This is a genomic window from Acidovorax sp. FHTAMBA (genome assembly GCF_038958875.1).
Classification (GTDB): Bacteria; Pseudomonadota; Gammaproteobacteria; order Burkholderiales; family Burkholderiaceae_C; genus Acidovorax.
The window spans coordinates 75,213-94,315 of the sequence record NZ_CP152407.1; the positions used below are offsets into that span (position 1 = coordinate 75,213).

Genomic DNA, 19,103 nt, shown 5'->3' on the forward strand with positions numbered 1-19,103 from the left:
TTGTTGCGGGATCCTCACAGCAGGCGGTGCGAGAGCGCAGGCAGCTGCAGCCGGACATCGCGCAGGCGCTGGGGATCGAGAGCGCCCGAGACCACGCCCGCGCGTGCCTCCTGCTGCTGGGCAAGCACCTGCCCCCACGGGTCCACCAGCATGCTGTGGCCCCAGGTGCGCCGGCCGTTCTCGTGCGTGCCGCCCTGGGCGGGCGCCAGCACATAGGCCAGGTTTTCCACGGCACGTGCGCGCAGCAACACCTCCCAGTGCGCCTGGCCCGTGGTGTGGGTGAAGGCACTGGGCACCAGCAACAGGTCGGCCCCGGCACGTGCGTGGGCGCGGTACAGCTCGGGAAACCGCAGGTCGTAGCACACCGAGAGACCGACCTTCCAGCGGTGGCCGGAGCGTGACGGCAGCTCGAACTGCACGGGTGTGTTGCCGGCCTCGATCACGCGGCCTTCATGGAACTGCTCGCGGCCATTGTCGAAGTGGAAAAGATGGATCTTGTCGTAGCGAGCCACGCACTCGCCGGCCGGGTTGAACACCAGGGTGGTGTTGCGCACCTGCTCGGGCGTGGTGGCCACAAGGGGCAGGGTACCGCCCACGATCCACATCTGCAGATCGCGCGCGGCGCTCGCCAGAAAGCGCTGGATCGGGCCGTCGCCCGGTACCTCGCGCAGTGCGAGCTTGTCCGTATCCTGGTGGCCCATCACGCAGAAGTATTCGGGCAGCACCGCCAGCTCGGCGCCGGCGCGGGCCGCCTGCTCCAGCAGCGCACGGGCGTCGCGCAGGTTGTCTTCGAGCCGGGTGCACGACACCATCTGGATCGCGGCAACGTTCATCATGGGGGTTCTCCGGTGCCGCCCGGGCTGGGCGGGAGGGCGGGGTCCGTGCGGACGGGGGCTTCGGTTGCCGGCGGGGCATCGCGGCCGCGGCGCGGAACGCGCACCACGCGCGGGTCGGTCCAGGTGCCATCAATGCGGAACTCCTGGGTGGCCGCCTCGATCAGCGGGCCGCGCAGAAACACCTGCGCCAGAAAGCTTCCCAGCCCAATGACGGGATTGATGGCGGTTGCCACCAGCGAGGCCGTCATGGCATTGATTTCGGGCACCACCACCACCCGCAAGTCCTGGGTTTCGTGGTCGATATTGGCGCTGCCCTCCATCAGCACGGCGGCGTTGACGCCCTTCATCTGAAGGTTGTTGGTGGTGGCCACCCCCTGCTCGATGCGCACATCACCCCGCACAAAGTCAAACGCAAAGCCTTCGCTGAACACGTCGCGAAAATCCAGCGTCAGGCGCCGGGGAAGTGATTGCAGGCTCAGCACACCCAGCAGCTTGGCAAGGCCGGGATCGGCCTTGAGGAACTGGCCCGACTCCACGTTGACGTTGATCTGCCCGGTCATGGTCCGGTAGTCGGGGCTGAAGGGGGCGCCAATCCAGGCCACCTGGCCCTCCAGGCGACCTTTGCCCCGCCGGACCACGTTGGCCATGCCCATGCGGGCAAGCAGGTCACCCGAGTCGCGGATGTCCAGCCGGAAGCTGAGCACCGTGCGCCGCTGTGCAGGCCGGGGGCCGGGGGCCGCTGTGTTGAGCAGGGCCCAGTTGCCACTCGCGGTGAGGCTGGCTTCGGGTGCGAGTATGTTGAACTTTGAAAGACGCCATTCGCGCTGCGCCCCATCACCGCCGCGGTTGCTGGCCTCCATTTCCACGCGCCCCAGGCGCCGGCCGCGCAACTCGAAGTCGTCCACGATGATGTCCAGGGCGGGCAAGGCCCCGGGCTGCTCGTCCAGCAGCGCCTCCACCTGGCTCACGTCACTTTGTGGCATGTTCACCCGCGAGAGCCGGGCAAACAGCAACCCGTTGGGGTGGTCGAAGCTGCCCGGCTGGCGGTATTCGAGATAGCCGTTGAGTTCGGTGGCATCCAGGTTGGCGCGCCATGTGGTGCCCTCGCGCAGGGCGCCCGCCACAATGTTGTGCAGGGTCCGGCCTTGCAGGGTGAGTTCGCGGGCACGCACAGCCATGGTGGAGGGCAGGTAGTCCTGTGCCACCCCGGGTGGCCCTGCTGCAGGGGCGGGCGCCGAAGGGCGCGCAGCGGGCTCGGCGGCTGTGGCTTGCGCCAGCACATCTTCCCAGGCATCCACATCAATTTTCCCCTGGCTGATGTTGGCGGCCACGCCCTGAGCGGGCAGCGGGGCGGACTCGCCCGCCGCCAGACCGATGCCGATCGCCCCCCGCAACACCCGCGCCTGCGGCCCGCTCACGTCGCGCACATAGGTTGCCGACCCCACCACCCCCAGATCCAGCGTGATCTGGTCGTGCAGAGGCGTCGTCTGCGCGCCATTGCCTGACTGTGTGAGCCCCACCAGCGACTCGCGTACGACCTGACTTTCAAAGCGCAGGGGCAAACTGGTGTCTGCCGTCTTTCCCAGGGGCGCCGGCAATGACAGCGCAAGGCCCTGGAGGCTGGTGGTGACCTGCAACTCGGGAACACCCCGCCGAAAGGCGAGCGTCATCGCGTAAGGCGTGCTGCCCGCTGCGCGGCGCGCGAGCTGCGACAGCATGCCCAGCTGCGTGGCTTGCTGCAGCCCCTCGGCCGTGGCAGTGCCCTGGGCACGCAGCTGCACGGCCGATTCCGTCGCGGGGGCATTGGCAGGCAGTGCGCGCATGCCCCCTTCCAGCCGCACCGGGCCGCCCAGCGCCTGGGCCTGGACGGCTTGGAGGGAGAAGCCGGATTCGGTGAACTGGACGACGCCCCGCGCCCGGCTGAGGGTGGGGGTGTCCGGAGTGATCCGCAGCTCATTGCCTGCCAGCGTGACGCTGCCCTGCACCTTGGATTTGTCGATGTCGCTGATGGGCAGGGCAAGTCGAAGCTGGAAGTCGGCATTGCCCGTGCCCGTGGCCCGGTCCAGCGCATTGCCTGTCATGCCGCCCAGCGGCGATGAAGTCATCAGGGCCAGCAACTCGGCAAGCGGCCCCCGCGCATCGGCGCTGACACTGACAACGGTGTGTGCCAGATCCGGGATCTTTGCCTCCACCCGTGACAGCCGCAGCCCCGGACGTCCGGCAAAACTGCCACTCGCGCCGCGCACCTGCATGGAAGAGCGCTCGAAGACCAGCTCGCCCGTGAGCTCTGTCAGCGCCGGCCAGGGCAAGGTGTTGGCCGGTTGCAGCTGCGGCGGCACATAGGCGTAGATGACATCCTTGACGCGGGCAGCGATGCGGAATTCACCCTGCTTCGGATCGTTGAACGGAAGATCGTGCAAATCGCCCTTGACCCTGAACTGCACATTGCTGGCACTGCCAGCCACCACCGCATCGCGCACGTAGTGCCGCGACTCTGCGGGGATGGACAGCGGCAGGTAGCGGTGCACACGCGTTCCGTCCGCCCGGGTCAGTACGCCCGTAAGGTCAAGCACCCCCGGATAGCGTGCGCCGTGCGCCACCTTGCCGGGATCGCTGGTATGCCAGGTGGCCCGGGCCTCTCCCTGCGCATCCGCGTTGGCAAACTGCACGTCGTTGGCCTGTACGGCCACACGGTCTCCGTCTATCTGCCATCGCATGTCGGCACTGAGACGGTCCAGCGGCAGCACCGGGTCCTCAAAAACGCCCGGCAGCAGGAGGGCACCCGAGGCAATGGTCAGCGCGGCCTTGCCCCCGGCTTGTGTCATGTCGATGTCCACGCTGGCACCGCGCAACCCCAGCTGGGCAGGAACCCCGCCCGCGCTGCCCCTGCCCAGCGCCAGCCCGCGGATGCGGCCCCGCACCTGGTACTGCTGCAGTTTTTCCAGCGGCCCCTTCCAGCTGGCCTGGATTTCGTCCACGAGACCGTGCGGCGCATAGGCGCGCAAGGCATCATGGGCCGGGGCGCCCAGCGGCAACCGGCTAGCGACCTGGGCCAGCGCCGCGAGATCCAGTCGATCGGCGCGCAGCTCGCCCTGCTCCGGCACCTTGCCCCGGGGGGCGGTGTGCACCAGCCGAAGGTTGCCACCCGGCCAGACCAGGCCGTCATCGGTCTCGAACTGCAGGCCCTGGGTCAGAAACTCGAAGCCACCATTCAAGCGGCGCCCGCCCAGACGCCCTTCCACCGAGGGCAATACCAGCGCCTGCAAATCCGGCCCCAGCCTGGCATTGACATTCGCGAGCGCCAGGTCGGCAGTGCCGCCCACAATCTGCCCGCGCTGCACATCCGCCCAGGCGCGCAAGGCGCCACGGCCCGCGGCGATCTCCACCCCAACGTCCGCGTGGTGGCGCAGCCGCGAAACGTCTACCCGGGAAAAGTGGGCGAACACCTGCCCGGTCCAGTGCTTCCAGTTGCCGTCACGCGCGCGCAGCAAGGGCGCACGGAACAGCCCCACCACCGTGAAGCGATCCCCCCAGGCCTCGGGCGGCGTGGCGTCCAGGCGCAGGTGGTGGTCCCAGTTCCCGTTGCGCAGCAGCACATCCACCTTCTGCAAGGCCAGCTCCGGGGCGCCGCGCTGCTCGTCGGTCCACCGCACCGTGCCCCCACGAATGAACACCTCATCCTGGGAGAAAAGCCAGTCCGCTGCGGCGCTGTCTTCGCCGGGCTGCGGCGAGAATTCAAGGCCCGCCACCTGGATCCGCCCGTCCACGGTGCGGCGCACATCCAGGTCAGGCTCTTCGATATAGAGCTGCTCGAAACCGCCCTTGAGCAGCGACCGTGGTGACAGCGCCACCACCACCCGGGGCAGGCGCAGCGCAGAACGCCCGGCAGTGTCTAGCAGGGCGACATCCGACAGCTCGATGGAAGGTATCAGGCCTTCGGTGCGGGCAGCGATCGCTCCGATCTGGACCGGAACCCCCAGCACGCGTGCGGCATGTGCCTCCAGCTGCGGGCGAAAATCACCGATTCGCGGCACAATCCAGCCATGAAGTGCCCCCCACGCGATGGTCAGCAGCAGCCAGAAGGCCAGCAGCAAACCCAGAGACCACCGCGCGAGACCTGCCACAGTTTTCAGCAGGCGGGTGGGATGGGTGGTGGGATCGATCATGGTGGGATTGAATGTGGCAGGAATTATGACCCGCAGGATTAGCGCGGGTTCACTACAAACCGGTGTTCTTATGTACGCAGCACCACGCTGCGGCCGCCATGTCCGCGCCGCATCCTGAATCCTCCTGCAATCCCTCCGCGACCTTTGTTCACGGGGCGGCGCACTCGCGTTTCTATCAGCGCCTGCACCGCCGCTACGAGGCCGACCTGGCATTGCTCCCCCCCGGTGTTCCCCGGTGGCCCAGCATGGAGCAGGCCTACGAAGCGCTGCGTGCACGCGGTTGCGACACGGGCACCGCGCTGCGGGTGCTGCGCCAGCTGGTCATGGAGCGGCTGATCCGGATGGACTGCGAGGCGCAGGCCCCGCTGGCAGACATCACCAGCGCAGTGACCGAACTAGCCGAGCTGGCACTGGACCGCGCCTGCCAGCACGCCCGCCAGGAGCTGAACGAGCGCCACGGTGCGCCGCAAGGACCGGAAGGCCAGCCCGTGCAGCTGTGGATCATCGGCATGGGCAAGCTGGGGGCGCGCGAACTCAACGTCTCCAGCGACATCGACCTCATCTACGTGTACGAACACGATGGTGAAACCGCTGGCACGGCCGACGGCCGGGGGCGCATCTCCAACCACGAGTATTTCGCGCGCGCGGTCAAGTCCATCTACAGCATGGTCGGAGACACCACCGAACATGGCTTCGTGTTCCGCGTCGATCTGGCGCTGCGCCCCAATGGCAATTCCGGCCCTCCTTCGGTATCGCTGGCAGCGCTGGAGGAGTACCTGCAGCTGCACGGCCGCGAGTGGGAGCGTTTTGCCTGGCTCAAGAGCCGGGTGGTGGCACCGCGCAGCTGCATTGGCAGTCCGGAAGTGCAGGCCCTGCGCAGCGTGGTGCTGCCTTTTGTGTTCCGCCGCTACCTGGACTACAGCGTGTTCGATGCGCTGCGGGTGCTGCACCGCCAGATCCGGGACCACGCGGCCAAGCGCAGCGCAGGCCACCCCGAGCGTGCCAACGACGTCAAGCTCTCGCGTGGCGGCATCCGCGAGATCGAGTTCACCGTGCAACTGCTGCAGGTGGTGCGGGGCGGCCAGTTCCCCGAGTTGCGCCGCCGGCCCACGCTCGATGCGCTCACCCGCCTGGCCCAGGCGGGCCTGATGCCGCAGGAGACGGCCGACGCGCTCGCGCGGGCCTACGTCTTCTTGCGCCGCGTGGAGCACCGCATCCAGTACCTGGACGACCAGCAGACCCATGTGCTGCCCACGCGCGACGACGATCTTGCATGGATCGCGCACACCCTGGGGTATCCCGATTGCTGCGCTTTCCTGCACGAGCTGGATGCGCACCGCGAGCTTGTGGCGCAGGAATTTGACACGCTGCTGGGCGGAGCCGGCAAGAAGCAGTGCAATGGTGGCGGCTGCGGCGGCCCCCGCGCTGCGGCAGCAGCCCCCCCCGAATTCGAAACGCTGCTGGAACAGTTGCCGCCCGGGTTCCGCGAACGCGTGGCCGAATGGCGCAACCACCCGCGCGTGGCAGGGCTGCGCGACGAAGCCCGCGCCCGTCTGTTCAGGCTGGTGCAACGCACCGCACTGTGGCTCAAGGAAGGCCGCGTGACCCAGGAGGCCGCCCTGCGCCTGGCCAACTGGCTCGAGCCCCTGCTGCGCCGCGAGAGCTATCTGGCCCTGCTGCTGGAGCGCCCCTCTGTGCACGAGCAATTGCTGCACCTGCTGGGCGCGGCCAAGTGGCCCGCCCGCTACCTGCTGCAACACCCTGGCGTCATTGATGAACTGGTGGGGGATTCGCTGCTGACCGAGCGGTTCGTGGTGGCCGACTTCGAGCGCGAACTGGCCGTGCGGCTTGCTTCGCTGCAGTCTACCGGCGAAGACGATGACGAAACCCTGCTCAACCTGCTGCGGCGCGCCCAGCATGCGGAAACCTTCCGCACCCTCGCGCGCGACGTGGAGCGGCGCATCACCGTCGAGCAGGTGGCGGACGATCTTTCTGCGCTGGCCGACAGTGTGCTGCGCATCACGGCCCAGTGGTGCTGGAGCCGGCTCAAGACGCGCCACCGCGAGAGCCCACAGTTCGCCATCATTGGTTACGGCAAGCTGGGCGGCAAGGAGTTGGGCTACGGCAGCGACCTGGACATCGTCTTCGTGTTCGATGACGACGATGAGCGCGCCCCCGAGGTCTACGCTGCCTTTGTGCGCAAGCTCATCAACTGGCTCACCGTGAAGACGGGCGAAGGCGACCTGTACGAGATCGACACCGCCCTGCGGCCCAACGGCAACTCGGGCCTGCTGGTGACGAGCTTCGAGGCCTATGCGAACTACCAGCAACGGCGCGGCAGCAACACCGCGTGGACCTGGGAGCACCAGGCCATGACGCGCGCGCGTTTCGTGATGGGCAGCGAGGCCCTGCAGGCGCGCTTCGACGCGGTGCGCGAGGCCGTCATCACCTCGGAGCGCGACCCTGCGGCCCTGCGTGAAGAAATCGTTCTGATGCGCGAGCGCGTGCGCGCTGCCCATCCGGCGCGCGACGGAAAATTTGACGTCAAGCACAGCCCGGGCGGCATGGTGGATGCCGAATTTGCCGTGCAGTACCTGGTGCTTTCGCAATCGGCACAGCACCCCGAACTGCGCGGCAACGTGGGCAATATTGCGCTGCTGCAGCGCGCCGAGCAGGTGGGGCTGCTGCCCGCTGGCGTGGGTGTGGCGGCAGCGGATGCCTACCGCGAACTCCGGCGCGTGCAGCACGTGGCGCGCCTGGACGAAGCGCCCACCCAGGTCACCCCGCCCGCGCTGCAGGCGCAGCGGGATGCGGTGCTGGCGCTCTGGAAATCAGTCTTCGGGTGAGCGACCCGCCACCAAGGGCGTGACGTTTCGTTGCACCTTTTTCAAGCGAATCGGAGGGCACAGGGGCAGTCAATTCAAACAGTTGTTTGAATTCTGGTGTGTAATCCGGTGCCATGAGTTCTGGCACCCCCCTGATTCCTGCAGCCCTGCGCACCGCCCGCAGTGATGGTGAAGACACGCGGATTCGGCTGCTCCACGCGGCGCTGCAGCTGTTTGCCGAGCGGGGCTTTGCACAGACCTCGGTGCGTGCCATCGCCCAGGCGGCCGGCACCAACGTGGCGGCGATCGCCTACCACTTTGGCGACAAGGCCCGGCTCTACACCGCCACGTTCTACGAGCCTTTTGGCAGCGGCAGCGACCTCATTCCGGTGTTTGCCGATCCTGCGCTCACCTTGCAACAGGCGCTGACGGCCTACTTCAGCGGCTTTCTGGAACCGCTCAAGCACGATGATCTTGTGACGCAGTCACTGCGACTGCATGTGCGAGAACTGCTGGAGCCAACCCATGTGTGGCCTGAACTCATAGAGCGCGAATGCCGCGCCCCCCACCTGGCCATGCTCCAGGTGCTGGGCCGTCACATGGGCGTTACGCAAGTGGATGACGATATGCACCGGCTGGCCTTCAGCCTGGCGGGTTTGATCATGCAGCTCTGGACGCAGCGCGATCCCCTGCAGGCCATTGCACCCCGGCTTGCTGGCCCGGAGGCGGTGGACGGCTGGGTGGAACGCCTGACAGGTTATGGCCTGAGCATGGTGCAGGGCGAAATGGCGCGGCGACGTGCGCCCCGGCACCCTGCGCACCGCACGACGCAACACAACCCAACGACTCCCCGCGAGAAGGCCCCGAAACCATGACCTTGAGCACCCCACGACTCCTCTGGGCCTGCCTGCCGCTGACGCTGGGCGCGTGCGCCATCACACCGCCCCCGGCGCAGGTGCCGGCACCACCGCCGCTGGCGTGGCAAGCGCCCTTGCCGCACCAGGGCTCAATGGGCGATCTGACGCGGTGGTGGACGCAACTGGGCGACCCGCTGCTGGTGGAGCTGATCGACGCGGCCCAGGCCGTGAGCCCCGGGGTAGCGCAGGCCCAATCCCGCATTGCGCAGGCCCGCGCCACGCAGGTGGCGAGCCGCGCCGCGCTGCTGCCGTCGCTGGATGCGCAGGCCAGCGCCAGCCGGGGTTTCAATGAGCAGCTCGCGGGCAACGCCACCACGGCGCAGGCCGGGCTGCAGGCGAGCTGGGAGATCGACCTTTTTGGTGCGAACCGCGCTACCAAGACCGCTGCCGATGAGCGGCTGGCAGGCGCACAGGCGCTGTGGCACGAAGCGCGCGTGAGCGTGGCCGCCGAGGTGGCGCAGCAGACGAGCAGCCTGCGCACCTGCCTTGCGCAGTTGCGCGTGGCCGAGCGCGACGCGCAATCGCGCGGCGAAACCGCGCGGCTGTCGGACCTGAGCGAACGCGCCGGGTTCACGGCACCTGCCACCGCGGCCCTGGCGCGTGCCAGCGCCGCCGAAGCACAGGCCCGCGCTTCGCAGCAGCGCATGCAGTGCGAAGTGGAGATCAAGACCCTGGTGGCGCTCACCGGCTGGGACGAAACCGCGCTGCGTGCGCGCCTGTCCACCCCGGCATCCGCCGCGCCGCAAGCCCTGTTCGCCATTGCGACCTTGCCGGCCCAGGTGCTCGCCCAGCGCCCCGACGTGTACAACGCCGAGCGCGAAGTCGCCGCTGCCAGTGCCGAGGTGGGCAGCGCGCAAGCGCAGCGCTACCCGCGCTTGGGCCTGAGCGGCTCCGTGGGGGCCGCCTGGGTGCGCAGCGCGGGCGTGACGACCGACCTCACCACCTGGAACATTGGCCCGCTGGCGCTCAGCGTGCCGCTGTTTGACGGCGGCCGCCGCGGTGCGCAGGTGGAGGCAGCGCAGGCGCGCTACGACGAAGCCGCCGCGCTCTACCGTGCCAAGGTGCGCCAGGCCGTGAGCGAGGTGGAGCAGGCGCTGGTGCGGCTGCAGGGCACGGCCGAGCGCAGCGCCAGTGCACAGGCAGCTGCCGCCGGCTACCGCGCGTCGTTTGATGCCACCGAGGCACGCTGGCGCGCCGGGCTGGCGAGCCTGGTCGAGCTGGAGGATGCGCGCCGCACGGCCCTGGCCGCCGACAACGCGGTGATTGCGCTGCAGCACGAACGCCAGGCCGCCTGGATTGCTTTGTACCGCGCCGCCGGTGGCGGATGGGAGCTATGAGCCCCCCCCCTGAGGCCCTGCGGGCCTTCCCCCCGCTCTCGCTGCGCTGCGCTACGCGGGCAGGAGGACGCAGCCCTCGCTGCGGGGCGGCCCTTGCTTGGCTGCCCTCGTCTGCGCATCGCCAGTTTCGAGCGCAGTGGACCACGCCCAACACCATGCACAGCTGATAAGAATTCTTCAGGACGAAGCCCATGCAACACTCCTCTTTCCCCTTCAAGTTTTCCCCCACCGCCTTCGCCTTGATCGCCGCGTGTGTGCTGGCCATGGGCGGTGCCCTGGTTTTCTCGGGCACATCGCGTGCGGCCGATGAACCCAAGGCGGGCCAGGCGCGCCCTGCCATGACCGTGACCACCGCCCAGCCCCAGCGCACCGCCGTGCCCCTGCGTCTGGCCGCCAACGGCAATGTGGCTGCCTGGCAGGAGGCCAGCATTGGCGCAGAGAGCAATGGCCTGCGCCTGACCGATGTGCGCGTGAATGTGGGTGACGTGGTCAAGGCCGGTCAGGTGCTCGCCACGTTCTCGGCCGATACCGTGCAGGCAGATGTCGCCCAGGTGCGCGCCAGCCTGCTTGAAGCGCAGGCCAATGCCGCCGAGGCCGCCGCCAATGCCGATCGGGCCCGTTCGTTGCAAGCCACGGGCGCGCTCAGCCAGCAGCAGATCCAGCAGTTCACCACCGCCGAGCAAACCGCCAAAGCACGCGTGCAGGCGGCACAGGCCACGCTCAATGCGCAGCAACTGCGGCTCAAACACACCCAGGTGCTTGCGCCCGACAGTGGCGTGATCTCGGCCCGCACGGCCACCGTGGGCGCGGTGGTGGGCGCAGGCACCGAGCTGTTTCGCATGGTGCGCAAAGGGCGCCTCGAATGGCGCGCCGAAGTCACGTCTACCGAGCTGCGCCGCATTGCGCCGGGCGCCAAGGTCAGCGTGACAGCGGCCAGTGGTGCGGTGGCAGAAGGCACGGTGCGCATGATTGCGCCGACGGTGGACCCGCAGACGCGCAATGCGCTGGTGTACGTGGATCTACCCCTGAACGCGGACTTCCGTGCGGGCATGTTTGCGCGCGGTGAGTTCGCACTGGGCGCCAGCGAGGCGCTGACCGTGCCGCAAGAAGCGCTGGTGGTGCGCGATGGCTTCGCCTACGTGTTTGTGGTGGGCGGCGACCAACGGGTACAGATGCGCAAGGTGCAGACTGGCCGGCGCGTGGCCGACCGGGTCGAAGTGCTTTCAGGCCTGGAAGCAAATGCGGCGGTGGCTGTGCGCGGCGCAGGCTTTCTGAACGACGGCGATCTGGTGCGCGTGGTGAGCACGCCACCCGCCAGCGGCACGTCGCAGGGACCGGATTTCGAGCAAAAAATGGCCCTGGCGCTTACCAGTAAAGCGCCAACAGCTATTAATTAAGGAGCATTCACCATGAATGTATCCACCTGGTCGATCAAGAACCCCATACCGGCGCTGATGCTGTTTGTGCTGCTGACCTTCGGCGGCCTGCTGTCGTTCAACGCCATGAAGGTGCAGAACTTTCCGGACATTGACCTGCCCACGATATCGGTGACCGTGGCGCTGCCCGGCGCCTCGCCCGCACAGCTCGAAAACGATGTGGCGCGCAAGATCGAGAACAGCATTGCCACGCTGCAGGACCTGAAGCACATCTACACCAAGGTGCAGGACGGGGGCGCCACCATCACCGCCGAGTTCCGGCTGGAAAAGCCCACGCAGGAGGCACTGGACGACGTGCGCTCGGCCGTGGCCCGTGTGCGCGGCGACCTGCCGGGCGACGTGCGCGACCCCATCGTGACCAAGATGGACCTGGCCGCCCAGCCCGTGCTGGCGTTCACCATCGCGTCCAACCGCATGGACGACGAGGCGTTGTCGTGGTTTGTGGACGATGCGGTGGCCAAGAAGCTGCTGTCCGTGCGCGGCGTGGGCGCGGTCACCCGCGTGGGCGGCGTGGACCGGCAGGTGCATGTGGCGCTGGACCCCGTCAAGCTGCAGGCGTTGAACGCCACGGCAGCCGATATATCGCGCCAGCTGCGGCTGGTGCAGACCGAAAGCGCGGGTGGCCGCACCGACCTGGGCGGCAGCGAACAGCCCGTGCGCACGCTGGCCACGGTGCAGTCCGCGCAGGAGCTGGCCGGCCTCACGCTGGCGCTGTCCGATGGCCGCCATGTGCGGCTGGACCAGGTGGCCACGGTGACCGACACCGTGGCCGAGCCCCGCGCCATGGCCCTGCTCAACGGCAAGCCGGTGGTGGGCTTTGAAGTGGCCCGCAGCAAGGGCGCCAGCGAGGTGGAAGTGGGCGCGGCCGTGCAGGCGGCGCTGAAAGAACTGCGCGAGCAGCACCCTGACCTGGAGGTGACCGAGGCCTTCAACTTCGTGCAGCCGGTGCAGGAGGAATACGACGGCTCCATGCACCTCTTGTATGAAGGCGCGCTGCTGGCCGTGCTGGTGGTGTGGCTGTTCCTGCGCGACTGGCGCGCCACCTTTGTGTCGGCCGTGGCGCTGCCGCTGTCGATCATCCCGGCGTTCATCGGAATGCACCTGCTGGGTTTTTCCATCAACGTGATCACGCTGCTGGCGATGTCGCTGGTGGTGGGTATCCTGGTGGACGACGCCATCGTGGAGGTGGAGAACATCGTGCGCCACCTGCGCATGGGCAAGTCGCCGTACCAGGCCGCGATGGAAGCGGCCGACGAAATTGGCCTGGCCGTGGTGGCCACCACCTTCACGCTGATTGCGGTGTTTTTGCCCACCGCGTTCATGAGCGGCATTGCGGGCAAGTTCTTCAAGCAGTTTGGCTGGACGGCGTCGCTGGCCGTGTTTGCCAGCCTGGTGGTGGCGCGGGTGCTCACGCCCATGATGGCGGCCTACATCCTCAAACCCATCGTAGACGAACACAAGGATCCGCGCTGGATGACGGTGTACCTGCGCTGGGCCGCGTGGTGCATCAAACACCGCTGGATCACGTTCGTGGCCACGGCGGCGTTTTTCATCGGCTCGCTGGCGCTGATTCCGCTGCTGCCCACGGGCTTCATCCCGCCAGACGACAACTCGCAAACCCAGGTCTACCTGGAGCTGCCGCCCGGCGCCATGCTGGCGCAGACGCGCGCGGTGGCCGAGGACGCACGCCAGCGCATCGCCCGGGTGGACCATGTGCAAAGTGTGTACACCACCATCGGCGGCGGCACGGCGGGTGGCGACCCATTTGCAGGCATGGGCAACGCCGAGACACGCAAGGCCACGCTCACCATCCTGCTCGCCGAACGTGGCGACCGGCCACGCAAGCAGGGCATCGAGAACCAGATTCGCGCCGCGCTGGAGACGCTGCCCGGCGTGCGCAGCAAGGTGGGCCTGGGCGGATCGGGCGAGAAATATGTGCTGGTGCTCTCGGGCGACGACCCGCAGGCCCTGACCACGGCCGCGCTGGCGGTAGAGAAGGACCTGCGCACCATCCCGGGCCTGGGCAGCATCTCGTCCACGGCCAGCCTGGTGCGCTCCGAGATCGCGGTGCGCCCCGACTTTGCCCGCGCCGCCGACCTGGGGGTGACCAGCAGCGCCATTGCCGAAACGCTGCGCATCGCCACCGTGGGTGACTACGACGTGTCGCTTCCCAAGCTCAACCTGGCCTCGCGCCAGGTGCCCATCGTGGTCAAACTGCAGGACGACGCCCGGCAGGACCTGTCGCTGCTGGAGCGCCTGTCGGTGCCCGGCAGCAAGGGCCCGGTGATGCTGGGGCAGGTCGCCACGCTGGAGTTCAGCGGCGGCCCGGCGGTGGTGGACCGGTATGACCGCGCGCGCAACGTGAACTTCGAGATCGAACTCTCGGGCCAGCCGCTGGGCGATGTGACCAAGGCGGTGGAGGCGCTGCCCTCCATCCAGAACCTGCCGCCCGGCGTGCGCCAGATCACCATTGGCGACGCCGAGATGATGGGCGAGCTGTTTGCCAGCTTTGGCCTGGCCATGCTCACCGGCGTGCTGTGCATCTACATCGTGCTGGTGCTGCTGTTCAAGGACTTCCTGCACCCGGTCACCATCCTGGCTGCATTGCCGCTGTCGCTGGGCGGTGCCTTTGTGGGGCTCTTGATTGCGCAAAAGAGCTTCTCGATGCCCTCGCTCATCGGGCTCATCATGCTGATGGGCATTGCCACCAAGAACTCCATCCTGCTGGTGGAATACGCCATCCTCGCACGGCGCGAACATGGCCTGACCCGTTTTGAGGCGCTGATCGACGCCTGCCACAAGCGGGCGCGGCCCATCATCATGACCACGCTGGCAATGGGTGCGGGCATGCTGCCGATCGCCATCGGGTTTGGCGCGGCGGATGCGAGCTTTCGCTCGCCGATGGCGGTGGCGGTGATTGGCGGGCTGATCACGTCCACGCTGCTGAGCCTGCTGGTCATTCCGGCGGTCTTCACCGGGGTGGACGACGTGGGCCAGCGACTCGGCCGGCTGCTGCGCCGCGTGACCGGCGCCCACCCGGGCCCGGCAACGCCCGCAGTGCCCGCAGTGCCGAAGCCACCGCCCGCGCAATGAGCGGGCTCCCATGGTTGCCCGAAATAACAGGCAATCACCGGGGTTTCGCACACTTTGGCAGCGCCGTAACCGTCAGATAATGTAACGAGCGCCATGAACCTCGTCAGCCTCAACATCGAAACCATCCAGCTTGGACACCCGCTGCCCTTTGTGCTGCGGGGTGCGGATGGGGTGTTGCTGGCACAAAAGGGTTATGTCATCCGCAACCGCGATGAACTGGCCAAGATGGTGGAGCGGGGACGCCAGCTGTGCGTGGACACCGACGAGTCGGGCGACAGCCACCGTGCCTACCTTGCGCAGCTCCAGCGCATGCTGATCTCGGACACCAATCTTGGCGAGATTGCCGCGATGAAGATGACGGCCGGGGACGACGCCACGGGCCGGGGACGCGGTGACAAGGCCCTGCCCGACTGGACCGACCTGCAGCTTCGCACTACCCGGCTGCTGCGCGCACCATCACCCGCCGACTTTGGCGACCGCTTCCGGGCCCTGTACGACGAGCTGGCCCGCCACGGTGAGCAAACGCCCGACGCCACCCTGCTCGCCCTGATCTACCTGTCGGCCCAGGAAACCCGCATGTACAGCGCCACGCACTCGATGCTGGTGTGCTGCGTGTGCACGGTGGTCGCGCGCGAAATGCTGCGCTGGCCAGAGGCCCGCGTGCAGCAGCTGGGGCATGCGGCCCTGAGCATGAACATCGCCATGACCGAGCTGCAGGACATGCTGGCCCAGCAGACCCACCCCCTGACGGCCGACCAGATTGCGGCCGTGCAAAGCCACGCGGAGCGCTCGGAGGCGCTGTTGCGCAGCCTGGGCGTTGCAGACGCCGACTGGCTGGAGGCCGTGCGCTGCCACCACCACCGCGGGCCCGGCCCTCTGGCAAAAAAGACCCCCGCCCAGCAGATGGCCCGCCTGCTGCAGCGCGCAGACATTTTTGGCGCCCGCATGGCGCCCCGTGCCGCGCGCTGGCCCATGCCGGTGACGGCGGCCATGCAGGCCAGCTACTACGACGAGGAACACCAGGTGGACGAGGCGGGCGCGGCACTCGTGAAGACCCTGGGCGTTTACCCGCCAGGTGCGTTCGTCCGCCTGGCCAGCCAGGAGGTCGGCGTGGTCATCCGCCGCGGCACGACGGCCACCACCCCGCGCGTAGCCGTGGTCACCAACCGCGAGGGCATGCCCACCGGCGAGCCCATCCCGCGCGATACCGGCATGCCCCCCTGGAAGGTCACCGGTGTGGTGGCTTTCAAGGATGTGCGGGTCAAGCTCCCGCTGGAACGCCTGCTGCAGCTGGGCTGACCTGCGGCGCGCTCCCCCGATGGCAGGGGAGACGCAAACCTGCCATCGCTGGCACCCCTTTCCTGGTAACCCCGCGCCACGCGGCGTATTTCGCTCAACCTGAGCCTCCACACGCCAAAGACCCTCATTTCAGCGGGGGAATGAATCCGCATGGGCCTGCACAACGTAAACCGAATAGTACAAATAAAAACTCATGTGGACAAAAAGTGATGAAACGGTTAAATTGAGCACTCTCCTGAGGACATATACCCATGAAAACCTCCCTCTACTCCTTTGTCACGGCTGCCAGCGTCGCGCTTTTGGCGGGGGTTGGTCATGCGCCCGCGGCCCGGGCGGCCGAGCTTGAAAGCTGCCCTGCAACCCTGCGGCACACCTTCCCGCGCCTGCAGGACGAAAAGCCCCAGTCGCTGTGCCAGTACAGCGGCAAAGTGGTTCTGGTGGTCAACACGGCCAGCTTCTGTGGCTTTACCGGCCAGTACAAGGGGCTGGAAGAGCTGTACGCCCGCTACAAGGACAAGGGCCTGGTGGTGCTGGGCTTCCCGTCCAACGACTTTTCCCAGGAAAAAGGCAGCAACCAGGAAATCGCCGACTTCTGCGAAAACACCTTCGGGGTGAAATTCCCCATGTTTGCCAAAAGCAGCGTGAAGGGGCCAGAGGCCTCGCCGCTGTACCAGCAGCTGGCGCAGCTGTCGGGCACAGCGCCGCGCTGGAACTTTCACAAATACCTGCTCGCCCGCGACGGCAAGCTGGTGGACCAGTACTCCAGCATGACCGGGCCGGACAACAAGGGGCTGGTGCGTGCCATCGAACAGCAGCTGGCCCTGCCCACACCCCGGTGAGCGCCATGATTTCTTTACATTTCTTGAAAAAAAATACAGGGGGCCTCTGGAACTTCGCCAGCGCGGCCTCACTCTATCCATTGCGCAAGACGATTGCGCAGCGTACAGTTTTAACGTTGCGAAGCCTTTCGGGCCCCCGGGTTCCGACTGACCTCCTGGAGCGCTTCTCCTCCCTCCCTCTCTTATTCGTTTCGGGACGCTTCGCAACCTTTTTATTCCGTGCACCGGCCAGAGGGAGCTGGTCATGAAAATCGCCATCATCGGCTCCGGCATTTCCGGGCTCTCCGTCGCGCACCAGCTGCGCGGCCAGGCGGACATCAGCCTGTTTGAAGCAGGCGACTACTTCGGCGGCCACACCCACACGGTGGATGTGACGCTCCCAGATGCGTCGGGCACCCCCGTCACCCACGGCGTGGACACCGGCTTTCTGGTGTTCAACGAGCGCACCTATCCCCACCTGATCCGCCTGCTGGCCGAGCTGGGCGTGGAGACCGCCAAATCCGACATGTCGTTCTCGGTGCAGGTGCCGGGCGCCCTGTCGGGCCATCGCACCCTGGAGTGGAGCGGCACCAACCTCAGCACCGTGTTTGCCCAGCGCTCCAACCTGGTCAACCCGCGCTTTCTGGGCATGCTGCGCGACCTGCTGCGCTTCAACAAGCTGTGCACGCGCATTGCCGAAAAGCAGGCCGATGCCGCGCTGATGCAGCCGCTGGGCGACTTTCTCAAAGACCACCGCTTTGGCGACGCGTTCCGCGACTGGTACTTCCTGCCCATGCTGGGCTGCATCTGGAGCTGCCCCACCGACCAGATGCTGAAGTTCCCCGTGGCCACCATGATCCGGTTCTGCCACAACCATGGCCTGATCCAGGTGAGCAACCGCCCGCAATGGTGGACGGTGGCCGGTGGCGCACGCCACTATGTGGACAAGATCGTGGCGGGCATTGCCGACAAGCGCCTCGCCACCCCCGTGCGCCGCATCGAGCGCGATGCCGCCGGTGTGCGCGTGGTAACCGCGGGCCACACCGAACACTTCGACAAGGTGGTGCTGGCCACACATTCGGACCAGTCGCTCGCGCTGCTGGCCCAGCCAACGACGCAGGAACGTGCGGTGCTCGGCTCGATCCGCTACCAGGCCAACCGCGCTGTGCTGCACACCGATACGTCCGTGCTGCCCCAGCGCCGCGCCGCCTGGGCCGCGTGGAACTACGAGCGCGCGCAGCAGCGCAGCCGCGAGTCGGCCCGCGTCTGCCTGCACTACCTTATCAACCAGCTGCAGCCCGTGCCGTTTGCGCAGCCCGTGGTGGTGTCGCTCAACCCGGTGCGCGACATTGCGCCCGAGCACGTGATCGGCAGTTACGAATACGCCCACCCGGTGTTCGACATGGCCGCCATCCGCGCCCAGCAGCAGGTGGGCAAGCTGCAGGGCCAGCAGCACACCTGGTTCTGCGGCGCCTGGACGGGCTACGGCTTCCATGAAGACGGCCTCAAATCGGGCCTGGCCGTGGCCGAGCAACTGCTGGCAGCCCTGCCAGCGCCCCTGGCGGAGGCTGCGTGAGCCACGCCCCGGCCCCACCCGCAGCGCCCCTGATCGGCTTCGGCCAGGTGCGCCACACGCGGCTGCGTCCCCGGCGGCATGCGTTTGCCTACCCCACGTTTTTCCTCATGCTGCCCATGCGCAGCCTGCCCGGCCTGCACAGCGACCTGGCCATCAACCGCAGCGGCGCCATCAGCTTCCATGACGTGGACCACGGCGACGGCCGCAGTGCCGCGCAGGGCGGTGCGCTGGCCTGGCTCGACGAGCTGCTGCGCACCGAAGGCATCACCGACGCCACGGGCGAGGTGTGGCTGCACTGCTACCCGCGCGTGCTGGGTTACACCTTCAAGCCCGTGAGCTTCTGGTACTGCCACCGCGCCGACGGCCACCTGCGCGCCATCGTGGTCGAAGTGAACAACACCTTTGGCGAGCGCCACTGCTACCTGCTGGATGCGCCGCAGTACGGCGTGGAACAGCAGGCGCGCAAGGTGTTCCATGTGTCGCCGTTCTGCGAGGTGAACGGCGGTTACCGGTTTCGCTTCATGCGCACCGGGGCCGGCGCACAGGACGCAGGCCGCACCGTGGTGCGCATCGACCACGACGACGACACCGGCCCGCTCATCCAGACCAGCGTGAGCGGCACCCTGCAGGCCATCACCCCCCAGACCTTGCGCCAGGCGCTCTGGGGCTACCCCGCCATGACCCTGGCCATCATTGCCCGCATCCACTGGCACGCGCTGCAGCTGTGGCTCAAGCGCGTGCGTTTCCACCGCAAGCCCGAGGCGCCTGCATCCATCGTGACCCGTTGATTTCCATGACGA

11 protein-coding genes are annotated in these 19,103 nt (G+C 67.5%); 9 read left to right on the forward strand and 2 right to left on the reverse strand.

All coding sequences use genetic code 11. From position 1 onward, the window contains the following. Positions 1-14: 14 nt before the first annotated feature. Both AAFF19_RS00330 and AAFF19_RS00335 read right to left on the reverse strand, forming a co-directional pair. The gene (locus tag AAFF19_RS00330; RefSeq protein ID WP_342721803.1) at positions 15-833 is read right to left on the reverse strand and encodes a carbon-nitrogen hydrolase family protein; all 819 of its coding nucleotides are present in this window, start codon (positions 831-833) and stop codon (positions 15-17) included. Beyond that, a complete protein-coding gene (locus tag AAFF19_RS00335; protein ID WP_342721028.1) occupies positions 833-5,002 on the reverse strand; it encodes a YhdP family protein in 4,170 nt (1,389 codons plus the stop codon). The genes AAFF19_RS00330 and AAFF19_RS00335 overlap by 1 nt, the downstream gene beginning before the upstream one ends. Positions 5,003-5,100: 98 nt before the next feature. Between AAFF19_RS00335 and glnE the strand changes: the two genes are divergently transcribed. From glnE to AAFF19_RS00380, 9 genes are all read left to right on the forward strand, one after another. Beyond that, positions 5,101-7,848, forward strand: a complete 2,748-nt coding sequence (glnE, locus tag AAFF19_RS00340) for a bifunctional [glutamate--ammonia ligase]-adenylyl-L-tyrosine phosphorylase/[glutamate--ammonia-ligase] adenylyltransferase (protein WP_342721029.1) — start codon at positions 5,101-5,103, stop codon at positions 7,846-7,848. 113 nt (positions 7,849-7,961) lie between these two features. Next, positions 7,962-8,702, forward strand: coding sequence for a CerR family C-terminal domain-containing protein (locus AAFF19_RS00345; RefSeq protein ID WP_342721030.1), 741 nt, complete (start codon positions 7,962-7,964; stop codon positions 8,700-8,702). Next, entirely contained in the window at positions 8,699-10,081 is a 1,383-nt protein-coding gene (locus AAFF19_RS00350) for an efflux transporter outer membrane subunit (protein WP_342721031.1), read from the forward strand. Before AAFF19_RS00345 ends, AAFF19_RS00350 begins: the two co-directional genes overlap by 4 nt. Positions 10,082-10,272: 191 nt before the next feature. Beyond that, entirely contained in the window at positions 10,273-11,478 is a 1,206-nt protein-coding gene (locus tag AAFF19_RS00355; RefSeq protein WP_342721032.1) for an efflux RND transporter periplasmic adaptor subunit, read from the forward strand. Positions 11,479-11,490: 12 nt separating this feature from the next. Then, the gene (locus AAFF19_RS00360) at positions 11,491-14,610 is read left to right on the forward strand and encodes an efflux RND transporter permease subunit (protein ID WP_342721033.1); all 3,120 of its coding nucleotides are present in this window, start codon (positions 11,491-11,493) and stop codon (positions 14,608-14,610) included. A gap of 93 nt (positions 14,611-14,703) precedes the next feature. After that, the gene (locus tag AAFF19_RS00365) at positions 14,704-15,909 is read left to right on the forward strand and encodes a hypothetical protein (RefSeq protein WP_008903846.1); all 1,206 of its coding nucleotides are present in this window, start codon (positions 14,704-14,706) and stop codon (positions 15,907-15,909) included. A gap of 251 nt (positions 15,910-16,160) precedes the next feature. After that, the gene (locus AAFF19_RS00370) at positions 16,161-16,748 is read left to right on the forward strand and encodes a glutathione peroxidase (RefSeq protein WP_342721034.1); all 588 of its coding nucleotides are present in this window, start codon (positions 16,161-16,163) and stop codon (positions 16,746-16,748) included. Between the two features lie 244 nt (positions 16,749-16,992). Beyond that, positions 16,993-18,303, forward strand: a complete 1,311-nt coding sequence (locus tag AAFF19_RS00375; RefSeq protein ID WP_342721035.1) for an FAD-dependent oxidoreductase — start codon at positions 16,993-16,995, stop codon at positions 18,301-18,303. Then, positions 18,300-19,091, forward strand: a complete 792-nt coding sequence (locus AAFF19_RS00380) for a DUF1365 domain-containing protein (RefSeq protein ID WP_342721036.1) — start codon at positions 18,300-18,302, stop codon at positions 19,089-19,091. Before AAFF19_RS00375 ends, AAFF19_RS00380 begins: the two co-directional genes overlap by 4 nt. Positions 19,092-19,103 lie beyond the last annotated feature (12 nt).